Below are 19,317 nucleotides of genomic sequence, written 5' to 3'. Positions count from 1 at the left end.
GGGCTTGGCTCGGTGACGCGGTACTGCGGGTGTTCACCTGGGATTGCCAGGCAAATCCGGGCTGCACGCGGTCGCGGGAGTGGGGCACTCCCGGTCTGGCGATACAGGGTCAATCGATGCTGACGCCGGAGAAAACGTTGCGTCCGAAGGGGCTGACCTTGAAGTCTTTCACACTGATGCTGAGGGGTTGGTTGACCGTCGAATGGGCCACCGGGGTAATCGGTACCTGCTGCTTGAGGCGTTGCTGGGCCTGCTGGTAGAGATGGGTGCGCTGTTCGCGGTCGGTGACCTGCTTGGCCTTCTTGACCAGTTCGTCGTACTGGCTGTCGCACCACTGCGAGTAGTTGTTGCTGCCAATGGCATCGCAACTGAACAGGGTTCCAAGCCAGTTGTCCGGGTCGCCGTTGTCACCGGTCCAACCGATCAGGGCGATGTCGTGTTCGCCATTTTTCATGCGCTTGAGGTATTCGCCCCATTCGTAGCTGACGATACGGACCTTGAAGCCGAGCTTGCTCCAGTCGGCCTGGAGCATTTCGGCCATGAGCTTGGCATTGGGGTTGTAAGGGCGTTGCACCGGCATGGCCCAGAGGGTGATTTCCGTGCCTGGCTTGACCCCGGCCTGCTCCAGCAACTGCTTGGCCTTTTGCGGATCGAACGGCGCGTCCTTGAGCGTATCGTCGTAGGACCATTGGGTGGGCGGCATGGCGTTGACTGCCGTTTGCCCGGCGTCCTGGTAGACCGCCTGGATGATCGCCTGCTTGTTGACTGCCATGTCCATCGCCTGGCGCACTTCAAGTCGATCGAACGGTGGGTGCTGGGTGTTGTAGGCGATGTAGCCGAGGTTGAAGCCGGGCTGCGTCATGACCTGCAGCTTGCTGTCCTGCTTGAGCGCAGGGAGATCGGCCGGGCGTGGGTGAAGGGTGACCTGGCACTCGTTGCGGCGCAGCTTCTGGATGCGCACCGAAGGGTCGATGTTGATCGAGAACACCAGGTTCTCGATCTTCACCCGGTCAGGCGCCCAGTACTCCTTGTTGCCCTTGAAGCGGATCTGCGAGTCCTTCTGGTAGCGCTGGAACACGAACGGGCCGGTGCCGATCGGCTTCTGGTTGATGTCGCTGGGCCTGCCGCTGGCCAGCAGGTGCTCGGCGTATTCGGCGGAGAGTATGGAGGCGAAGGCCATGGCGATGTTCTGGATGAACGCGGCATCGACCGTGTTGAGGGTGAAGGCCACCGTGAGCGGGTCGGTTTTCTCGACCTTGGCGATGTTCTTGTCCAGGCCCATGCTGATGAAGTAGGGGAACTCGGTCGGGTAGGCCTTGCGGAAAGGATGGTCCTTGTCGAGCATGCGGTTGAAGGTGAACAGCACGTCGTCGGCGTTGAAGTCGCGGGTGGGCTTGAAGTCCTTGTTGTGGTGGAACTTCACCCCGGGCCGCAGGTGGAAGGTGTAGCGCAGGCCGTCTTCGGAGACCTGCCAGTCGGTGGCCAGGCCTGGCTGCACAGCGGTGCCCCCACGCTCGAACTCGACCAGGCGGTTGTAGATCGGTTCGGCGGCATCGTTGTCGGTGGCCGAGGTGTATTGAGCGGTGTCGAAGCCCGCCGGGCTGCCTTCGGAGCAGAACACCAGGTTGTTGGCCTGGGCAGGGAGGGCCTGGCTGAGCAGTCCCAGACCCAGCACGGTGCCGAGCAGTGTGGTATGGCGCATGGCGATCCTTTCCTCATCTGTTTGCGCTGCCGCACACTGAACGGGCGGCAACAGAAGCCCGTTCCTGACGTTAGCGGCATCAGGAAGGGCGAGACAGGTAATGAATATGTCTAGTGGCGTAAGAAATTTCGGAAGTTTGCCGAGAAATTTCGGCGCCCCGCCGTGCTCACGCCAGCCCCGACAAATGACGGGGCTGGCTGGGCGCTATTTCTCCACGCTTACGCCATAGAAGGAGTTCAGTCCGAACGGGCTGATCTTGAAGTCCTTCACTTTCGCACTCATCGGCTGATAGACAGTGGAGTGGGCGATAGGGGTCATCGGCACCTGCTCCTTGATGATGTGCTGCGCCTGCTTGTACAGCTCGGTGCGCTTGGCCTGGTCGGAGGTGGCCTTGGCCTGCTTGATGATGTCGTCATACGGCTTGTAGCACCACTTGGAGAAGTTGTTGCCCTCCAGCGCGTCGCAGCCGAACAGGGTACCGAGCCAGTTGTCCGGGTCACCGTTGTCGCCGCTCCAGCCGATCAGCATGGCGCCGTTTTCGCCGCCCTTGGAGCGCTTGATGTACTCGCCCCATTCGTAGCTGACGATCTTGGCCTTGATGCCGATCTTGGACCAGTCCGATTGCAGCATCTCGGCCATCAGCTTGGCGTTGGGGTTGTAGGGGCGTTGCACCGGCATGGCCCACAGGGTGATCTCGGTACCTTCCTTGACGCCGGCTTCCTTGAGCAACTGCCTGGCTTTCTCCGGATCGTACTTGGCGTCCTTGATGGTGGTGTCGTAGGACCACTGGGTCGGTGGCATGGCATTGACCGCCAGCTGGCCGGCGCCCTGGTACACCGAATCGATGATCTGCTGCTTGTTCACCGCCATGTCCAGCGCCTCGCGCACCTTGAGCTGGGCCATGGGGTTGGGCTCGTTGCTCCCCTTGATCTTGTCCATCACGTTGTAGGCGATGTAGCCGAGGTTGAAGCCGGCCTGCTCAGGCATCTGCAGCTTCGGATCCTTCTTCAGCGGCTCGATGTCGGCCGGACGCGGGAACAGGGTGACCTGGCACTCGTCGCGCTTGAGCTTCTGCATGCGCACCGAGGCGTCGGTGCTGATGGCGAAGACAAGGTTGTCGATCTTCACGTCGTCCGGTTTCCAGTAGTCCTTGTTGCCCTTGTAGCGGATCAGCGCGTCCTTCTGGTACCTGTTGAACACGAACGGGCCGGTGCCGATCGGCTTCTGGTTGATGTCGGCGGCCTTGCCCTGCTTGAGCAGCTGGTCGGCGTACTCGGCGGACTGGATCGAGGCGAAGCTCATCGCCAGGTTCTGGATGAACGCGGCGTCCACTTCGTTGAGGGTGAAGCGTACGGTGTGTTCGTCGACCTTCTCGAGCTTGGCGATGTTCTTGTCCATGCCCATGTCGGTGAAGTACGGGAATTCGGTGGGGTAGGCCTTGCGGAACGGCATGTCCTTGTCGAGCATGCGGTTGAAGGTGAACAGCACGTCGTCGGCGTTGAATTCGCGGCTTGGCTTGAAGTAGTCGGTGGTGTGGAACTTGACCCCTTCACGCAGGTGGAAGGTGTAGGTCTTGCCGTCGTCGGAAACGTCCCATTTGGTGGCCAGGCCGGGGACGACGGCGGTGCCGCCACGCTCGAACTGGGTCAGGCGGTTGAAGATCGTTTCGGCCGAGGCGTCGAAGTCGGTTCCGGTGGTGTATTGGCCCGGGTCGAAACCGGCGGGGCTGCCTTCGGAGCAGAACACCAGGTTGGACGCGGCGAGGGCGGCAGGGGCGCCAGCCAGCAGGCCTGCGCCTACCAGGAACGGAATGACTGCGTGTTTGAGCATGGTGGCCTCATTGTTGTCATTTTTGATTTGAGGTGGCCTCGTGAGCCGACCTGCGGATACTTATGCAGGGGGTGTACCCATTGCAACACTCAACAGGATAGTCGGCGCCAGAAATGTGGCACGGTCGTACATGGATGTCGCATTCATGTAAATTTTGCGTAGGTTGAACGTTTGCGCAAGAAAAAAGCTGGCATTTTGCGACATGTTTCGAAGCGTTGAGGGATGTAGGATGCACTTTAAGGGTGCGTGGGAATATTCATCTGAAGAGCTGCGGTAAGGGCTTCGCCGCTGTCATTGCGACAGGTGCGGCGAGATGGGGAGGGAAGGGGCCGTCCTGGCGGCGGCCCCGGTCGCTCAATCGAGCGCAGCCGCGATCACGGCATCTGTACTTCGATCAGCCCGTCGGCATTCATGCTGACTTCGCTGGTGCCCGCTTCGATATCCGGCGAGGCCGCTTCATCCGCAGCCATGGCTTTCATCGCCATCGGTGCGCTGCGCATGTAAGGTCGCGGGTAGCCGCTGCTGTTGAGGTTCAGGCTGACCACTTTGTAGCCTTTGCCGCCGAGGGCCTCGGTGGCCAGTTGGGCGCGGGCCTTGAAGGCGTTGACTGCATCCTTGAGCAGCTCGTCTTCACTGGCCTTGCGGGTGGCCGGGGCGATGGAGAAATCCATGCCGCCCATCTTCAGCTCCTGCAGCAGTTCACCGGTGAGCTTGGACAGGGCTGGGAAGTCGGCGCTTTCCAGGCGCAGTTCGGCGCGCTCGCGCCAGCCGGTGATCTTCTGGCCCTTGGTGTCGTAGACCGGATAGCTGTTACGGCTGCCTTGGCTGATCTTCACGTCCTTGACTTCGCGGGCCTGCTGGACCGCCTTGTTCATGGTCTCGGTGATCTGCGTGGCGAGCTTGCCCGGGTCGGTGTTCTGCGCTTCGCTGTAAAGGGTGACGACCATCAGGTCGCGGGCCACTTCCTTGCTGACCTCGGCGCGCAGCGAAACCTGGTTGTAGCGTGGCTCGTCTGCGGCCAGGGCCGGCAGGCTGGCGAGCATGCCACAAGACAGGACGAACGCGGCGCTGCGACGGGAAATGTGCATGTATGACTCCTTCAAATGGAAAGCGTGGGGATGATGTCCATTCCACGCATGGCCAATCAGACCGAAAACAGTGTAGTGGGTTCAACAATGCCATCATGACTTTGTGACAGAGTGTGGCGCTTTGCCGCATTGCTGCAGCGGGGGCCATGGCTTCGGTATACTCCAGCCGATTGTCCTGGAGCACTCATCAGGAGAGCTCATGCTCGCCCCCGCACACCCAATGTCCGCCACTCGCCAGAACCTCTGGCGCCTGACCATCATTCGCATCCTGGTCCTGGCCGCCCAGGCCGGCTCCGTGGGCGTGGCCTACTGGACCGAGCTGCTGCCGCTGCCATGGCTGTCGCTGGTGGCAACCCTGGCGCTATCGTCGCTGCTGTGTGCCTTCACCGCCTTGCGGCTGCGCCTGACCCTGCCGGTCACGGAGATGGAGTACGCCCTGCAACTGGCCTGTGACCTGCTGATCCACAGTGCCTTGCTGTACTACTCGGGGGGCTCGACCAACCCCTTCGTGTCCTATTACCTGGTGCCGCTGGCGATTGCTGCCGTGACCCTGCCGTGGATCTATTCACTGGTGTTGTCGGGCATTGCGCTGGTCGCCTACAGCCTGCTGCTGGTGCAGTTCTACCCGCTGGAGACGCTGCCGCTGGCGCGCGACACCATGCAGGTGTATGGCATGTGGCTGAGCATCGCCCTGGCCGCTGCTGTCATTACCTTCTTCGCCGCGCGCATGGCCGAGGAGCTGCGCCGCCAGGAGCAGATGCGTGCCGAACGGCGCGAGGAAAGCCTGCGCGATGAACAGTTGCTGGCCGTGGCCACCCAGGCCGCTGGGGCCGCCCACGAGCTGGGCACGCCGTTGGCGACCATGAGCGTGCTGATCAACGAGATGCGCCAGGACCATACCGATCCGCAGTTGCAGGAAGACCTTGCGGTACTGCAGGACCAGGTCAAGCTGTGCAAGCAGACGCTGCAGCAACTGGTGCGTGCTGCCGAAGCCAACCGACGCATGAATGTGCAGGAGCAGGAGGTCACCGCCTGGCTCGACGAGGCGCTCAACCGCTGGCACCTGATGCGCCCTGAAGCCAGTTACCGCTTCCAGCGCCTGCGCGATGGCGAGGTGCCGCGGCTGATTCCGCCACCCGACCTCACCCAGGCGCTGCTCAACCTGCTGAACAACGCCGCCGATGCCTGTCCGAACGACCTCGAAGTGCGTCTGGACTGGGATGCACAGGATATCCTGATCAGCATCCGCGACCATGGCGCCGGCGTACCGGTGGCCATCGCCGAGGCGATCGGCAAACCTTTCTTTACCACCAAGGGCAAAGGCTTCGGCTTGGGCCTGTTCCTGAGCAAGGCCAGCGTGACCCGCGCGGGGGGCTCGGTGAAACTCTATAGTCATGAAGAGGGCGGCACCCTGACCGAGCTGCGCCTGCCCCATGGCAAGCGAGGAGATGAACGATGAGCGACGAGAACCAGATCGAAGGCGAAGAGCTGCCGCATCTGCTGCTGGTGGATGATGACGCCACCTTTACCCGGGTGATGGCCCGTGCCATGAGCCGCCGCGGTTTTCGGGTGAGCACCGCCGCCAGCGCCGAAGAGGGATTGATCCTGGCCCAGCAGGACTTGCCGGACTACGCCACGCTGGACTTGAAGATGGAGGGCGACTCGGGTCTGGTCCTGTTGCCCAAGCTGCTGGAACTGGACCCGGAGATGCGTGTGCTGATCCTGACCGGCTATTCGAGCATCGCCACTGCGGTTGAGGCGATCAAGCGCGGTGCTTGCAACTACCTGTGCAAGCCGGCCGACGCCGACGATGTGCTGGCGGCGCTGCTGTCCGAACATGCCGACCTCGATACCCTGGTGCCGGAAAACCCGATGTCGGTGGACCGCCTGCAGTGGGAACACATCCAGCGCGTGTTGACCGAGCACGAGGGCAATATCTCCGCCACGGCGCGGGCGCTGGGCATGCACCGGCGCACCTTGCAGCGCAAGCTGCAGAAGCGCCCGGTGCGGCGCTGATCCATCGGTAGACCGCGGCGTCTGCTCCGACTTGCCCGTGAAGCAGGCGCCGCGAAGATCAGCCCCCGATCACTGCCCGATCCATTCGCACCGCCAGCGCACCTGTGCCTGGCTCGACCGCGAACGACACCTCTCCATCCCGGCCCACCTGCGCCCGCCCGACCACTTGCCCATCGCGCAGCAACTCCAGCGGCATCCCTTGCAGCGACTGGCCTGAAGCCAGTTCCAGTTTGATCCTGATGTTCATCGGTGACCTCCTTGTCACGCGTTACGGTCGATATAGGTGGTGGCCTGCCCGTCGAGGCGAGCGATCAGCTCTGGTGCGCCATCGCGAAACTGGCGGAACAGGTTGCGCCCACGGCGTTGGGCATCGAGCGGTAGTTGCACGGTCGGGTGGAACTGCTCGCCCAGCTCGCTATAGGGATTCCAAGGGCCGATATAGGATTCGTTGATGCCATCGTCAACACTGAATGCATAGCGCACGGCGTTACCCCGACGCCAGTTCAGGCCATCCGGCTCGCGGCGTTGCCAACCGTTGGCAACGATGGCTGGCGAGGCTGTCGGGGCATCGATGAAGCCCGTCGGACGGTTGGGCTTGTAGTCCTTGAGCAGCAGGTAAGTGCTCCAGCCCCACCAATCACGGGTGTACTGGCCGTCGTTGAGGTCGGCCACATTCTTGCGCCGCAGCACTGTCGAGTCTTGCTGGCGGTAGAGCGGAGCGAAATTGCCGGGCACCAGGTCCTGTTCGGCGGCCTGCAGGTCCGGTGTCAGGCGCAGGGCGGCGTACTGCTCCGGCGACGTGGCCTGCCCCTTGTCGAAGGCTTGGAACACTTCGTCGGCCGAACGCTGTACCGCGCGGCTGACCTGGCGTCGGTTAGTCACATCGACGCTGTCGAAATAACGCTTGTCGCCATAGGCCCGCCATTGCTCGCCTTCGGCATTGCGTACGCGCAGGCCATACTTGCTGTCCTCGTCGTGCATGAAGCGCGACACCAGCGAGCCGATATCGCTCGGCGTGACCGTGTCGGCCAGGGCCTTGCGCGGTACGCGCAAATGGCCGGCGGAGAACAGGTCGGTAAGGAAGTGGTCGGCGAAGGCGTTCATGGCATAGGCCAGTTGCAGGTCGCGTTCGTCGCCGCTGTCACGGGCGCGCAGTGCCTGCTGCAGTGCTGCGCCGTGGCCGGCCTGGTAAGCCAGCAGGGCCGACCGGCCGAAATGGTCCCAGTTGCTGGCGGCCAGTTTCAGGTAGCGGCCCAGTGGCAGTAGATCCGAAGCCACGCTGCCGCCTCCGGTGATGCGATTCCAGCGCGCCGACAGGCTGTCGCCCAGTGCGTCATAGGCTTCATGGGGTTGACGTCCGTCCTTGATGGCGCGATTGGCCGCCGAGATCTCTTCCTGCATGACCGCCAGAATGTCCTGGGCTTCGGCACGGGAGGCTGGCAGGCGGGCCAAGGAGTCGAAAGCCTGGAGGAAACGTTCGATGCGTTCGGCGGGTGTTGCTCCATCGGCGATGGGGCGTTCGGGCACACCATAGAAGTCACCGCCCAGAGCCACCACCTGGCCGTAGGTCAGGCTCAGGCCATTGGGCAACGGCAGAGGTGACTGGTGCGCCACGACCGGCGGTTGGTTGGCGGCAAAACGCAGCAGGACGTTGTCGCCGATGGCGGTGTGCTCGCCGCCTTCGAAGCGCAATTCGGGCCCGGTGAGCTTAGGTGCTTGGAGTGGCGGCAGGCGGTGATATTTGACGGTGTGATGGCCGTCCACTACCAGCACCAGATGCGTGTGCGCCCCCTCCAGAGGAACGCCCTCAGGGTCGAACAAGCGGTCGAGATCCGCGACCGACAGATGGGCCTGGCCGGTTGCCGGCAGTGATTGCATTTCTGACATTGTTTGCTCCATGCGATGTCTGAAAAATTCCAATTAACTGTACGTATATACAGTTGTTTTGATAATAGGGTGGAAATTTCCTACGTCAAGATCTGTTTGTGGACAGATCCTTCATCCATGGCGGACGCAATCACCTGGCACTGACGTATGATTAGCCCCCTATCGGCAACCTTCTCCAGGATCGCGCGCAATGCTCGCCCTTCTTATCCAGACGTTGGACATCACGGCTCCGGTTTTCGCCATGCTGTTCATGGGCGTGCTCCTCAAGCGCATCCGCTTGATCGACGACAACTTCATCAAGGTCGCGTCCTCGCTGGTGTTCAACACCTGCATGCCGGCGCTGCTGTTCCTGGGTATCTATCACGCCGACCTGTCGACGGCGGTCAAGCCCGGGGTCATCCTCTACTTCATCCTCGCGACTCTGGTGTGCTTTGCGCTCTCCTGGGGGCTGGCGATCTGGCGCAGCCCGCCAGAGGACCGCGGCATCTACACGCAAGGTGCGTTTCGCGGCAACAACGGAGTGATCGGCCTGGCGCTGGCGGCCAGCCTCTATGGCGACTACGGGATTTCCCTCGGTGCGGTACTCGCCGGGCTGGTGATCCTGCTCTACAACTCGCTGTCGACGGTGGTGTTGGCGGTGTACAGCCCGAGCTTGAAATCCGACCCGTGGAGCCTGTGCAAGAGCATCTTCAGCAACCCGCTGATCATCAGCGTGCTGGCAGCGACGCCCATGGCGTATGGGCAGGTGCCCCTGCCCAACTGGTTGCTGACCTCGGGCGACTACCTGGCGCAGATGACCCTGCCACTGGCGCTGATCTGCATCGGCGGCACCCTGTCGCTGGCGGCCCTGCGCGACAGCGGCAAGCTCGCGGTGGATGCCAGCCTGGTGAAGATGGTCTGGCTGCCGCTGGTGGCCACCTTGGGCGCCTGGCTGTGCGGGTTTCGCGGCGCGGAGCTGGGGATCCTGTTTCTCTACATTGGCAGCCCGACGGCGGCAGCCAGTTATGTCATGGCCCGCGCGGCCAATGGCAATCACGAGCTGGCTGCGTCTATCATCGTGATCACGACGCTAATGGCGGCGATCACCACCAATATCGGCATATTCATCTTGCAATGGGGCGGGTGGATCTAGATGCTGGCCGCCACAACACAACAACACTGCCTCCTGAACTAAAGGACACTTCATGCAAGACCAGAGCACGCCCGCGGGGTTGCAACGCGGGCTGAAGAATCGCCATATCCAGTTGATTGCGCTGGGCGGTGCCATCGGCACCGGCCTGTTCCTGGGGATCGCCCAAACCATCCAGTTGGCCGGCCCTTCGGTACTGCTGGGCTATGCGATCGCTGGCCTGATGGCTTTCCTGATCATGCGCCAGCTGGGTGAAATGGTGGTCGAGGAGCCGGTTGCCGGCAGCTTCAGCCACTTCGCCCATCAATACTGGAGCGAGTTCGCCGGCTTCGTCTCGGGGTGGAACTACTGGGTCGTCTACGTATTGGTTGGCATGGCCGAACTGACGGCCGTGGGTATCTACGTGCAGTACTGGTGGCCGGAGTTTCCGACCTGGGCCACGGCGGCGATCTTCTTCGTGGTGATCAACGCCATCAACCTGACCCAGGTGAAGGTCTACGGTGAGATGGAGTTCTGGTTCGCCCTGGTCAAGGTAGTGGCGATCGTCAGCATGATCGGCTTCGGCGCCTGGCTGCTGGGCAGCGGTCATGGTGGCCCGGATGCCAGCGTGGCCAACCTGTGGCAGTACGGTGGCTTCTTCCCCAATGGCATCACCGGGCTGATCATGGCGCTGGCGGTGATCATGTTCTCCTTTGGCGGCCTGGAGTTGGTGGGGATCACCGCTGCCGAGGCGGACAATCCGCGCCAGAGCATCCCCAAGGCCACCAACCAGGTGGTCTACCGCATCCTGATCTTCTATATCGGCGCGCTTGCCGTGCTGCTGGCGCTGTACCCGTGGCAGAAGGTGGTGCAGGGCGGCAGCCCGTTCGTGATGATCTTCCATGAGCTGGACAGCGACGTGGTCGCTACCGTGCTCAACGTTGTGGTGCTGACCGCCGCACTGTCGGTATACAACAGCTGCGTCTACGCCAACAGCCGCATGCTGTTCGGCCTGGCCAGCCAGGGCGATGCGCCGCGTCAGTTGCTCAAGGTCAGCCGCAGCGGTGTGCCGTTGGTGGCGCTGGGCGTTTCGGCGCTGGCGACCGGTTTGTGCGTGGTGATCAACTACCTGATGCCGGGTGAGGCGTTCGGTTTGCTGATGGCTCTGGCGGTATCGGCGCTGGTGATCAACTGGGCGAGCATCAGCATCACCCACCTGAAGTTCCGCAAGGCCAAGCTGGCGGCGGGCATCACGCCGTTCTACCGCAGTTGGGGGCATCCGCTGACCAACTATCTGTGCCTGGCGTTCATTGCACTGATCCTGGTGGTGATGTACCTCACCCCACCAGTGCGCATCTCGGTGATGCTGATTCCGCTGTGGATCGCTGCGCTGTGGGTGGCATTCCGGGTGAAGAAGGCGCGTCAGGCCAAGGGGATGAATCTCCGCTGATGCGTCGCTTTTTTCGCGGGTAAACCCGCTCCCACAGGGGCCGCGCAGCGGTGTGCCAGTGGGAGCGGGTTTACCCGCGAAGAGGCCGGTGCGACTCAGGCCTGGTAATTGTCGATCACTTCCTGTGCCGCGCGGAACGCATCGATCGCCGCCGGGACCCCTGCGTACACTGCGCAATGCAGCAGCGCCTCCCGAATCTCCTCCACCGTGCAGCCGTTGTTCAGTGCCCCGCGCACATGGCCCTTGAGCTCCTGTGGGCACTTCAGTGCGGTCAGCGCCGCCAGGGTGATCAGGCTGCGAGTCTTCAATGGCAGCCCCTCGCGGGACCAGACGCTGCCCCAGGCATGCGCGTTGACGAAGTCCTGCAGGGGCTGGGTGAATTCGGTGGCATTGCCCAGGGCGCGATCCACGAAAGCGTCCCCCATCACCTGGCGCCGAACCTGCTCACCGGCGTTCTTGTTGTCGGTCATTGCGTTTTCCTCAGTGTTGGCGGCGCCAGGCGCGAAGCGTGGTGTATAGCAGTACCACCGCCAGCACCGGCATGACGTAGAACAGCATGAGGCGCTCCAGGCGCCCGGCCAGTGGCATGCCGGTGGTGAAGGCCACCACGTGCAGACCGTAAGCCAGGTAGAGCGCGAGGAACACCAGCCCTTCGGCGCGGGTGATCCGGTAGCCGGAATAAAACACGGGCAGGCTAAGGACGGCGACCCCGAGCATCACCGGCAGGTCGAACGCCAGGGCGTTGGGTGAGATGGTCAGCGGTTCGGGCGTGGTCAAGGCGGTAAGCCCCAGCACTGCCAGGAGGTTGAACAGGTTGCTGCCGATCACCGTACCCACGGCGATCTCGCGCTCGCCACGCAGGGCGGCGATCAGCGCGGCGGCCAGTTCCGGTAGCGAAGTGCAGACCGCGACCACGGTCAGGCCGATGATCCGCTCGGACAGGCCCAGGTCGGTGGCGACCTCGACCGCCGCCTCCAGCAGCAAGTGCCCGCCGAGGCTGAGTAGCACCAGCCCGAACAGGGTCTGCAGCACCACGGTACTCCAGAAGCGGCCCGGGCTGCGGCGAGCGGCGTCGGGCGCAGGATAGGTGCGGGAATAGTGGCGGGACTGATGCCAGAGCATGCCCAGGTAGCCCAGCAGGCCCAGCAGCAACAGCGCGCCCTCGAGCCTGCCCAGTTCGCCGTTGGCCGCCAGCAGGTAGACCACTGCACTGGCCGCGATCATCAACGGGATGTCCAGGCGTACCAGTTGCCGCGAAACGCGCAGCGGGATGATCAGCGCAGCAAGCCCGAGGATCACCAGCACATTGAAGATATTGCTGCCGATCACACTGCCCACCGCCACGTCCGGCGCGCCCTGGTAGGCCGCCTGCAGGCTGACTGTCAGTTGTGGCGCGGTACTGCCGAAGGCCACCAGGCTCAGGCCGATGATCAGCGGCCGCACGTGCAGGCGCGTGGCCAGGCGCAGGGCGGCGCGTACGAGCAGTTCGGCGCCGATGACCAACAGCACCAGGCCCAGGCCCAGTTGCAGGAGGCTGAAGGTGGGGAGGGTGGCGAGGTCGAAAATGGCAGGGCTCCAGTCAGGTCAGTCGCTCAGACCTTGTACCCGGACTCGCGCCGTTCCGCTACGGAGCATGCCGATTTTTTCTGCGGCAGCGCGTGACAGGTCGATCAGTCGGCCACGGGTATGGGGGCCGCGGTCGTTGATACGCACCACCACGCTGCGCTGGTTGGACAGGTTGGTCACCAGTACTTGGCTGCCGAACGGCAGGGTGCGATGGGCGGCGGTGAGGCCGTGCTGGTTGAAGGCTTCGCCGCTGGCGGTGCGTTTACCGTGGTGGCGGGAGCCGTAGTAGGAGGCGGTGCCGGTTTCGTCGTAGCCGCGTGGGTCGATGTCATGGCTGGCACAGCCGGCCAAGGCAGAGAAAAGAGCCAGGGCGGTGAGGTTTTTTTTCAGCAAGGCAGGTGCTCTCCGGTGCTTCCATTCGCGGGCAAGTCGGAGCGCCGAACCGCCGCTCCGACTTGCCCGCGAACGAGGGCGTTCAGGTCACCCTTCGAGCTTGGCCTTGAGCAATTGGTTCACCTGCCCCGGGTTGGCCTTGCCTTTGGAAGCCTTCATCGCCTGGCCGACAAAGAAACCGAACATCTTGCCGCGCTTGGCTTCATCGGCGGCGCGGTACTGTTCGACCTGCTCGGCGTTGGCGGCCAGCACTTCATCGAGCATCTTGTCGATCGCGCCGGTGTCGGTCACCTGCTTGAGGCCCTTGCTCTCGATGATACTGTCGGCATCGCCTTCACCGGCAGCCATGGCCTCGAACACGGTCTTGGCAATCTTGCCGCTGATGGTGTTGTCGCGAATACGCTGCAGCATGCCGCCGAGCAGCTCGGCACTGACCGGCGACTGGTCGATTTCGACACCCAGCTTGTTCAGCAGGCTGCCCAGCTCGACCATGACCCAGTTGGCCGCCAGCTTGGCGTCGCCGCCGATGCTGGCCACCTGCTCGAAGTAGTCGGCCTGTTCGCGGCTGCTGGCCAGCACGTTGGCGTCGTAGGCCGACAGGCCGTACTGGCTCTGGAAGCGCTCGACCTTCTGCGTTGGCAGCTCGGGCAGCGAGGCGCGGACGGTCTCGAGGAAGCTTGGCTCGATGACCACCGGCAGCAGGTCCGGATCGGGGAAGTAGCGGTAGTCGTTGGCTTCCTCCTTGCTGCGCATGGAACGGGTCTCGTCCTTGTTCGGGTCGTACAGGCGGGTTTCCTGGACCACCTTGCCGCCGTCCTCGATCAGGTCGATCTGGCGCTGGATCTCGCTGTTGATCGCCCGTTCGATGAAGCGGAACGAGTTGACGTTCTTGATCTCGCAGCGGGTACCGAACTCGACCTGGCCTTTCGGGCGAACCGAGACGTTGCAGTCGCAACGCAGCGAGCCTTCGGCCATGTTGCCGTCGCAGATGCCCAGGTAGCGCACCAGGGCGTGGATGGCCTTGACGTAGGCCACGGCCTCTTTTGCGCTGCGCATGTCCGGCTCGGAAACGATTTCCAGCAGCGGTGTGCCAGCGCGGTTCAGGTCGATCCCGGTGGCGCCGTTGAAATCTTCGTGCAGGCTCTTGCCGGCATCTTCCTCAAGGTGTGCGCGGGTGACGCCGATGCGCTTGAGGGTGCCGTCTTCCAGGGCGATGTCCAGGTGGCCCTTGCCAACGATCGGCAGGTCCATCTGGCTGATCTGATAGCCCTTGGGCAGGTCGGGGTAGAAGTAGTTCTTGCGCGCGAACACGTTGCGCGGCCCGATCTCGGCATCGATGGCCAGGCCGAACATGCAGGCCATGCGTACGGCCTCCTGGTTCAGCACCGGCAGTACGCCGGGCATGCCCAGGTCGACCAGGCTGGCCTGGGTGTTCGGCTCGGAGCCGAAGGTGGTGGCGCTGCCGGAGAAGATCTTCGACTGGGTGGCGAGCTGGGTATGAATCTCCAGCCCGATCACAACTTCCCATTGCATGTGTGAATTCCTCAGAAGCCGTTGGGGGCGCGGGTGTGCCAGTCGGTGACTTGCTGGTAGCGGTGCGCGACGTTGAGCAGGCGGCCTTCCTGGAAGTACGGGGCCAGCAGTTGCACGCCCACCGGCAGGCCATCGACGAAGCCGGCCGGCATCGACAGGCCGGGCAGGCCCGCGAGGTTGGCGGTGATGGTGTAGACGTCCTCGAGGTAGGCGGCAACCGGGTCGGCGTTCTTCGAGTCGAGTTTCCAGGCCGGGTTCGGCGTGGTCGGGCCGAGGATGACGTCGACCTGTTCGAAGGCTGCCATGAAGTCGTTCTTGATCAGGCGACGGATCTGCTGAGCCTTGACGTAGTAGGCGTCGTAGTAGCCGGCCGACAGGGCGTAGGTGCCGACCATGATCCGGCGCTGTACTTCAACGCCGAAGCCTTCGCCACGCGAGCGCTTGTACAGGTCGGTGAGGTCTTTCGGGTCTTCGCAGCGGTAGCCGAAGCGCACGCCGTCGAAGCGCGAGAGGTTGGAGGAGGCTTCGGCCGGGGCGATCACATAGTACGCCGGGATGGCGTGCTGCATGTTCGGCAGGCTGATTTCCTTGACCACCGCGCCGAGCTTCTCCAGTTCCTTGACGCTGGCCTGGACCAGTTCGGCGATGCGCGGATCGAGGCCGGCGCCGAAGTACTCCTTCGGCAGGCCGATGCGCAGGCCCTGCAGCGAGGCGTTGAGGTTGGCGCTGTAGTCGGGTACCGATTCGTCGACGCTGGTCGAGTCCTTGGGGTCGAAACCGGCCATGCCTTGCAGCAGCAGGGCGCAGTCTTCGGCAGTGCGGGCCATCGGGCCGCCCTGGTCGAGGCTCGAGGCGTAGGCGATCATGCCCCAGCGCGAGACGCGGCCGTAGGTGGGCTTGAGGCCGGTGAGGTTGGTCAGTGCGGCTGGCTGGCGGATCGAGCCGCCGGTGTCGGTGCCGGTGGCGACCGGCAGCAGGCGCGCTGCCACGGCTGCGGCGGAGCCACCCGACGAACCGCCTGGCACGTGCTCGAGGTTCCAGGGGTTCTTCACCGCGCCGTAGTGGCTGGATTCGTTGGCCGAACCCATGGCGAATTCGTCCATGTTGGTCTTGCCGAGAGTGACCATGCCGGCTTCGGCGAGCTTGGCGACCACGGTGGCGTCGTAGGGGGCGGTGAAGCTGTCGAGCATCTTCGAGCCGCAGCTGGTGCGTACGCCCTGGGTGCAGAACAGGTCCTTGTGGGCAATCGGTGCGCCCAGCAGTGCGCCGGTTTCGCCATTGGCGCGACGGGCGTCGGCAGCGCGGGCCTGTTCCAGCGCCTGCGCTTCGGTGACGCTGATGAAGCTGTTGATCTGTGGGTCGAGCTGCTTGATGCGCGACAGCAACGCGCCGGTCAGCTCTTCGGAGGAAAACGACTTGTCGGCGAGTCCGCGGGCGATCTCGGCCAGAGTGAGTTGATGCATGGCAGGCTCTATCCCTTACTCGATGACTTTCGGAACCAGGTACAGACCGTTCTCGGTCGAGGGTGCCACCGCCTGGTAGCGATCGCGCTGGTTGCTTTCGGTCACCTGGTCGGGACGCAGGCGCTGGGTGGCTTCGAGCGGGTGGGCGAGGGGCTCGATGCCGGTGGTGTCGACGGCTTGCATCTGGTCGACCAGCCCGAGAATACTGTTCAAGGCATCGGTAATGCGTGGCAGTTCGCCTTCATTGAGGCCCAGACGGGCCAGATGGGCGATCTTTTCCACGTCACAGCGTTGAAGCGCCATGGGGATCTCCAGGAAAAACAGAAACAGAATGCTTCCGTAATGAGGAACATGCCGGGATTCTGGCGGTCATACGGCCGCGATCATCGGCTGGCGTGCTCGGAAAAACTGCCAATTTAACATATTGGCTCCTTGCCCAAAATCCCTGCCATTGTTAGAGTTTGCCGCACTTTTTTACCCACGCTTTCCCCAGGGTCACTTTCCCATGTTCAAGAAACTGCGTGGCATGTTTTCCAGCGATCTGTCCATCGACCTGGGTACTGCCAACACCCTTATTTACGTGCGTGAGCGCGGTATCGTCCTGAATGAGCCCTCGGTTGTTGCCATCCGTACCCACGGCAACCAGAAAAGCGTCGTGGCCGTCGGTACCGAAGCCAAGCGCATGCTCGGCCGCACTCCCGGCAACATCGCTGCCATTCGTCCGATGAAGGATGGCGTGATCGCCGACTTCAGCGTCTGCGAGAAGATGCTGCAGTACTTCATCAACAAAGTGCACGAAAACAGCTTCCTGCAGCCCAGCCCGCGCGTGCTGATCTGCGTACCGTGCAAGTCGACCCAGGTCGAGCGCCGTGCCATCCGTGAATCGGCGCTGGGCGCCGGTGCCCGCGAAGTGTTCCTGATCGAAGAGCCCATGGCCGCCGCCATCGGTGCCGGCCTGCCGGTCGAGGAAGCCCGCGGTTCGATGGTCGTCGACATCGGTGGTGGTACCACCGAAATCGCCCTGATCTCGCTCAACGGCGTGGTCTACGCCGAATCCGTACGTGTGGGTGGCGACCGTTTCGACGAAGCCATCGTCACCTACGTGCGCCGTAACTACGGCAGCCTGATCGGTGAATCCACCGCCGAGCGCATCAAGCAGGAAATCGGTACCGCCTACCCGGGTGGCGAAGTCCGCGAAGTCGACGTGCGCGGTCGCAACCTGGCCGAAGGCGTACCACGTGCCTTCACCCTGAATTCCAACGAAGTGCTCGAGGCGCTGCAGGAATCGCTGGCGACTATCGTCCAGGCGGTCAAGAGTGCCCTGGAGCAGTCGCCGCCGGAGCTGGCGTCCGACATCGCCGAGCGTGGCCTGGTGCTGACCGGCGGTGGCGCGCTGCTGCGTGACCTCGACAAGCTGCTGGCCCAGGAAACCGGCCTGCCGGTGATCGTTGCCGAAGACCCGCTGACCTGCGTCGCCCGTGGCGGTGGTCGTGCGCTGGAGATGATGGACAAGCACGCCATGGACCTGCTCTCCAGCGAGTGAGTCCTGGCGCTGTCCAGCCGTCGCTGAAGATCGCCTGGTTTACAGGTGGCACGCACAGTGCTACCTGTATGCGCTGTTGACGTCCGTCGGGCGTCGTTTCCGTCAATCCGCAGGCTGGTGGTTGCATTGACCTCGTGCAATGACCGCCTGAATCGTCGTCCACGAGGAACGGCCCATTAAACCGCTTTTCTCCAAGGGCCCTTCGCTGGGCGTTCGTCTGCTCGTGCTGGTGGTGATGTCGGTCGCGCTGATGGTGGTCGACTCGCGCTTTGACGTGCTCAAGCCGGTACGCAGCCAGATGGGGCTGGTGCTGATGGAATCCTATTGGGTCACCGACTTGCCGCAGCGTCTGTGGCAGGGCGTGGCCGGGCAGTTCGGCAGCCGCACCGAGCTGATCGCCGAAAACGAGAAGCTCAAGACCGAAGCCCTGCTGTTGCAGGGGCGTCTGCAGAAGCTGGCCGCGCTCACCGAGCAGAACGTGCGCCTGCGCGAATTGCTCAACTCTTCGGCGCTGGTCAATGAAAAGGTCGAAGTCGCCGAGTTGATCGGGGTCGATCCCAATCCCTTCACTCATCGCATCCTGATCAACAAGGGCGAGCGCGACGGTGTGTTCCTCGGCCAGCCGGTGCTCGATGCCCGTGGCCTGATGGGCCAGGTGGTCGAGCTGATGCCCTACACCTCGCGCGTGCTGCTGCTGACCGACACCACCCACAGCATTCCCGTGCAGGTCAACCGCAACGGCCTGCGCGCCATTGCCAGCGGCACCGGCAACCCGGAGCGCCTGGAACTGCGTCACGTGGCCGATACCGCCGACATCAAGGAAGGCGATCTGCTGGTGAGCTCCGGCATGGGGCAGCGTTTCCCGGCCGGTTATCCGGTGGCCACGGTCAACGAGGTAATTCACGACTCCGGTCAGCCGTTCGCCATCGTTCGCGCCATTCCTACCGCCGCCCTCAATCGCAGCCGGTACATGTTGCTGGTGTTCAGCGATCGACGTACGCCTGAGCAGCGTGCCACTGATGCAGCGATCGCCCAGGAAGAGGCCGACCGTCAGGACGGTGCGAGTGCCAAGCCGGCGGCCGTGCCAGCACCGGCAACTGCGCCTGCGAGCGGCGCACCGGCCCATGCGCCAGCACCTGCCGCCACCGCGCCAGCCCACGGCTCTTCCACCTCACACCCACCAGCCGCACCCGCGTCGCCTGCACAGCCCCGGAGAGAATGATGGCCAGTACCCGCAGCAGAAACGGCTGGGCCATCTGGCTGACCTTCGTCATCGGCCTGCTGCTCAGCGTCACGCCGATGCCGCAGTTCATGGAAGTGTTCCGCCCCATGTGGCTGGCCCTGTTGCTGGCGTTCTGGACCCTGGCCGTACCCAGCAAGGTCGGCATGACCACCGCCTTCGTGCTCGGCCTGGCCGAGGACGTGCTCTACGGCACCCTGCTGGGGCAGAACGCGTTGATCCTCACCTTGATCACCTTCCTGGTGCTGTCCCTGCAGCAACGCCTGCGCATGTTCCCCATGTGGCAGCAGAGCCTGGTGATCCTGGTGGTGTTCGGCATCGCCCAGTTGATCCAGCTGTGGCTCAGCGCCCTGACCGGCAATCGCCTGCCGACGCTTGCACTGGTGTGGTCGGCGGTGATCAGCGCCTTGCTCTGGCCCTGGATCAGCTTCGCCCTGCGCGGCATGCGCCGACGCCTGCATATCCACTGACGCGTCGCCACTGACACGGAGATGTCCC

General features: G+C 63.4%; 18 protein-coding genes. 7 read left to right on the top strand and 11 right to left on the bottom strand.

Annotation, left to right across the window (positions count from 1 at the left end; genetic code table 11):
* Nucleotides 1–109: 109 nt before the first annotated feature.
* The 3 genes from F6X62_RS03335 to F6X62_RS03325 form a co-directional block, all read right to left on the bottom strand.
* On the bottom strand, nt 110–1,702 hold the full coding sequence (locus F6X62_RS03335) for an ABC transporter substrate-binding protein (RefSeq protein ID WP_153772683.1): 1,593 nt from the start codon (nt 1,700–1,702) through the stop codon (nt 110–112).
* Between the two features lie 204 nt (nt 1,703–1,906).
* A complete protein-coding gene (locus tag F6X62_RS03330; protein ID WP_125930684.1) occupies nt 1,907–3,532 on the bottom strand; it encodes an ABC transporter substrate-binding protein in 1,626 nt (541 codons plus the stop codon).
* A 374-nt stretch (nt 3,533–3,906) separates the two neighbouring features.
* Nucleotides 3,907–4,620 carry an SIMPL domain-containing protein gene (locus F6X62_RS03325; protein ID WP_153772682.1) on the bottom strand — a complete coding sequence of 238 codons (714 nt, stop codon included), beginning with the start codon at nt 4,618–4,620 and terminating at the stop codon, nt 3,907–3,909.
* 199 nt (nt 4,621–4,819) lie between these two features.
* On the opposite strand from F6X62_RS03325, the gene F6X62_RS03320 reads away from it, so the two are divergent.
* Nucleotides 4,820–6,079, top strand: coding sequence for an ATP-binding protein (locus F6X62_RS03320; protein ID WP_054894409.1), 1,260 nt, complete (start codon nt 4,820–4,822; stop codon nt 6,077–6,079).
* On the top strand, nt 6,076–6,636 hold the full coding sequence (locus tag F6X62_RS03315; RefSeq protein ID WP_054894408.1) for a response regulator transcription factor: 561 nt from the start codon (nt 6,076–6,078) through the stop codon (nt 6,634–6,636). Before F6X62_RS03320 ends, F6X62_RS03315 begins: the two co-directional genes overlap by 4 nt.
* Nucleotides 6,637–6,694: 58 nt before the next feature.
* Here the strand turns inward: F6X62_RS03315 and F6X62_RS03310 are convergent, their stop codons facing one another.
* On the bottom strand, nt 6,695–6,883 hold the full coding sequence (locus tag F6X62_RS03310; RefSeq protein ID WP_153772681.1) for a hypothetical protein: 189 nt from the start codon (nt 6,881–6,883) through the stop codon (nt 6,695–6,697).
* 14 nt (nt 6,884–6,897) lie between these two features.
* The gene (locus F6X62_RS03305) at nt 6,898–8,523 is read right to left on the bottom strand and encodes a phospholipase (protein WP_153772680.1); all 1,626 of its coding nucleotides are present in this window, start codon (nt 8,521–8,523) and stop codon (nt 6,898–6,900) included.
* A 190-nt stretch (nt 8,524–8,713) separates the two neighbouring features.
* On the opposite strand from F6X62_RS03305, the gene F6X62_RS03300 reads away from it, so the two are divergent.
* Both F6X62_RS03300 and F6X62_RS03295 read left to right on the top strand, forming a co-directional pair.
* Nucleotides 8,714–9,655, top strand: coding sequence for an AEC family transporter (locus F6X62_RS03300; protein ID WP_153772679.1), 942 nt, complete (start codon nt 8,714–8,716; stop codon nt 9,653–9,655).
* Nucleotides 9,656–9,707: 52 nt separating this feature from the next.
* Nucleotides 9,708–11,081, top strand: coding sequence for an amino acid permease (locus F6X62_RS03295; protein ID WP_153772678.1), 1,374 nt, complete (start codon nt 9,708–9,710; stop codon nt 11,079–11,081).
* Between the two features lie 95 nt (nt 11,082–11,176).
* Here the strand turns inward: F6X62_RS03295 and F6X62_RS03290 are convergent, their stop codons facing one another.
* From F6X62_RS03290 to gatC, 6 genes are all read right to left on the bottom strand, one after another.
* Complete coding sequence (locus tag F6X62_RS03290) at nt 11,177–11,551, bottom strand: carboxymuconolactone decarboxylase family protein (protein WP_153772677.1); 375 nt, start codon at nt 11,549–11,551, stop codon at nt 11,177–11,179.
* Between the two features lie 10 nt (nt 11,552–11,561).
* Nucleotides 11,562–12,605 carry a calcium/sodium antiporter gene (locus tag F6X62_RS03285; protein WP_153772676.1) on the bottom strand — a complete coding sequence of 348 codons (1,044 nt, stop codon included), beginning with the start codon at nt 12,603–12,605 and terminating at the stop codon, nt 11,562–11,564.
* A gap of 60 nt (nt 12,606–12,665) precedes the next feature.
* Nucleotides 12,666–13,040 (bottom strand): septal ring lytic transglycosylase RlpA family protein, encoded by a 375-nt coding sequence (locus F6X62_RS03280; RefSeq protein ID WP_176717867.1) that lies wholly within the window; start codon nt 13,038–13,040, stop codon nt 12,666–12,668.
* Between the two features lie 87 nt (nt 13,041–13,127).
* Nucleotides 13,128–14,573 carry an Asp-tRNA(Asn)/Glu-tRNA(Gln) amidotransferase subunit GatB gene (gene gatB, locus F6X62_RS03275; RefSeq protein WP_054894400.1) on the bottom strand — a complete coding sequence of 482 codons (1,446 nt, stop codon included), beginning with the start codon at nt 14,571–14,573 and terminating at the stop codon, nt 13,128–13,130.
* An 11-nt stretch (nt 14,574–14,584) separates the two neighbouring features.
* Nucleotides 14,585–16,036, bottom strand: a complete 1,452-nt coding sequence (gatA, locus tag F6X62_RS03270) for an Asp-tRNA(Asn)/Glu-tRNA(Gln) amidotransferase subunit GatA (RefSeq protein ID WP_153772675.1) — start codon at nt 16,034–16,036, stop codon at nt 14,585–14,587.
* A 15-nt stretch (nt 16,037–16,051) separates the two neighbouring features.
* On the bottom strand, nt 16,052–16,339 hold the full coding sequence (gene gatC, locus F6X62_RS03265) for an Asp-tRNA(Asn)/Glu-tRNA(Gln) amidotransferase subunit GatC (RefSeq protein WP_054894398.1): 288 nt from the start codon (nt 16,337–16,339) through the stop codon (nt 16,052–16,054).
* Between the two features lie 202 nt (nt 16,340–16,541).
* On the opposite strand from gatC, the gene mreB reads away from it, so the two are divergent.
* The 3 genes from mreB (at nt 16,542) to mreD (ending at nt 19,289) form a co-directional block, all read left to right on the top strand.
* A complete protein-coding gene (mreB, locus tag F6X62_RS03260) occupies nt 16,542–17,579 on the top strand; it encodes a rod shape-determining protein MreB (RefSeq protein WP_003255163.1) in 1,038 nt (345 codons plus the stop codon).
* A gap of 175 nt (nt 17,580–17,754) precedes the next feature.
* A complete protein-coding gene (mreC, locus tag F6X62_RS03255; protein WP_082420955.1) occupies nt 17,755–18,801 on the top strand; it encodes a rod shape-determining protein MreC in 1,047 nt (348 codons plus the stop codon).
* The gene (gene mreD / locus F6X62_RS03250) at nt 18,801–19,289 is read left to right on the top strand and encodes a rod shape-determining protein MreD (RefSeq protein ID WP_054894397.1); all 489 of its coding nucleotides are present in this window, start codon (nt 18,801–18,803) and stop codon (nt 19,287–19,289) included. The genes mreC and mreD overlap by 1 nt, the downstream gene beginning before the upstream one ends.
* Nucleotides 19,290–19,317 lie beyond the last annotated feature (28 nt).

Origin of the sequence: Pseudomonas sp. MNR3A (genome assembly GCF_009650575.1) — a bacterium.
In the GTDB taxonomy this organism is placed as follows: Bacteria; Pseudomonadota; Gammaproteobacteria; order Pseudomonadales; family Pseudomonadaceae; genus Aquipseudomonas; species Aquipseudomonas machongensis.
This window is presented reverse-complemented; position numbering and strand designations above follow the sequence as displayed.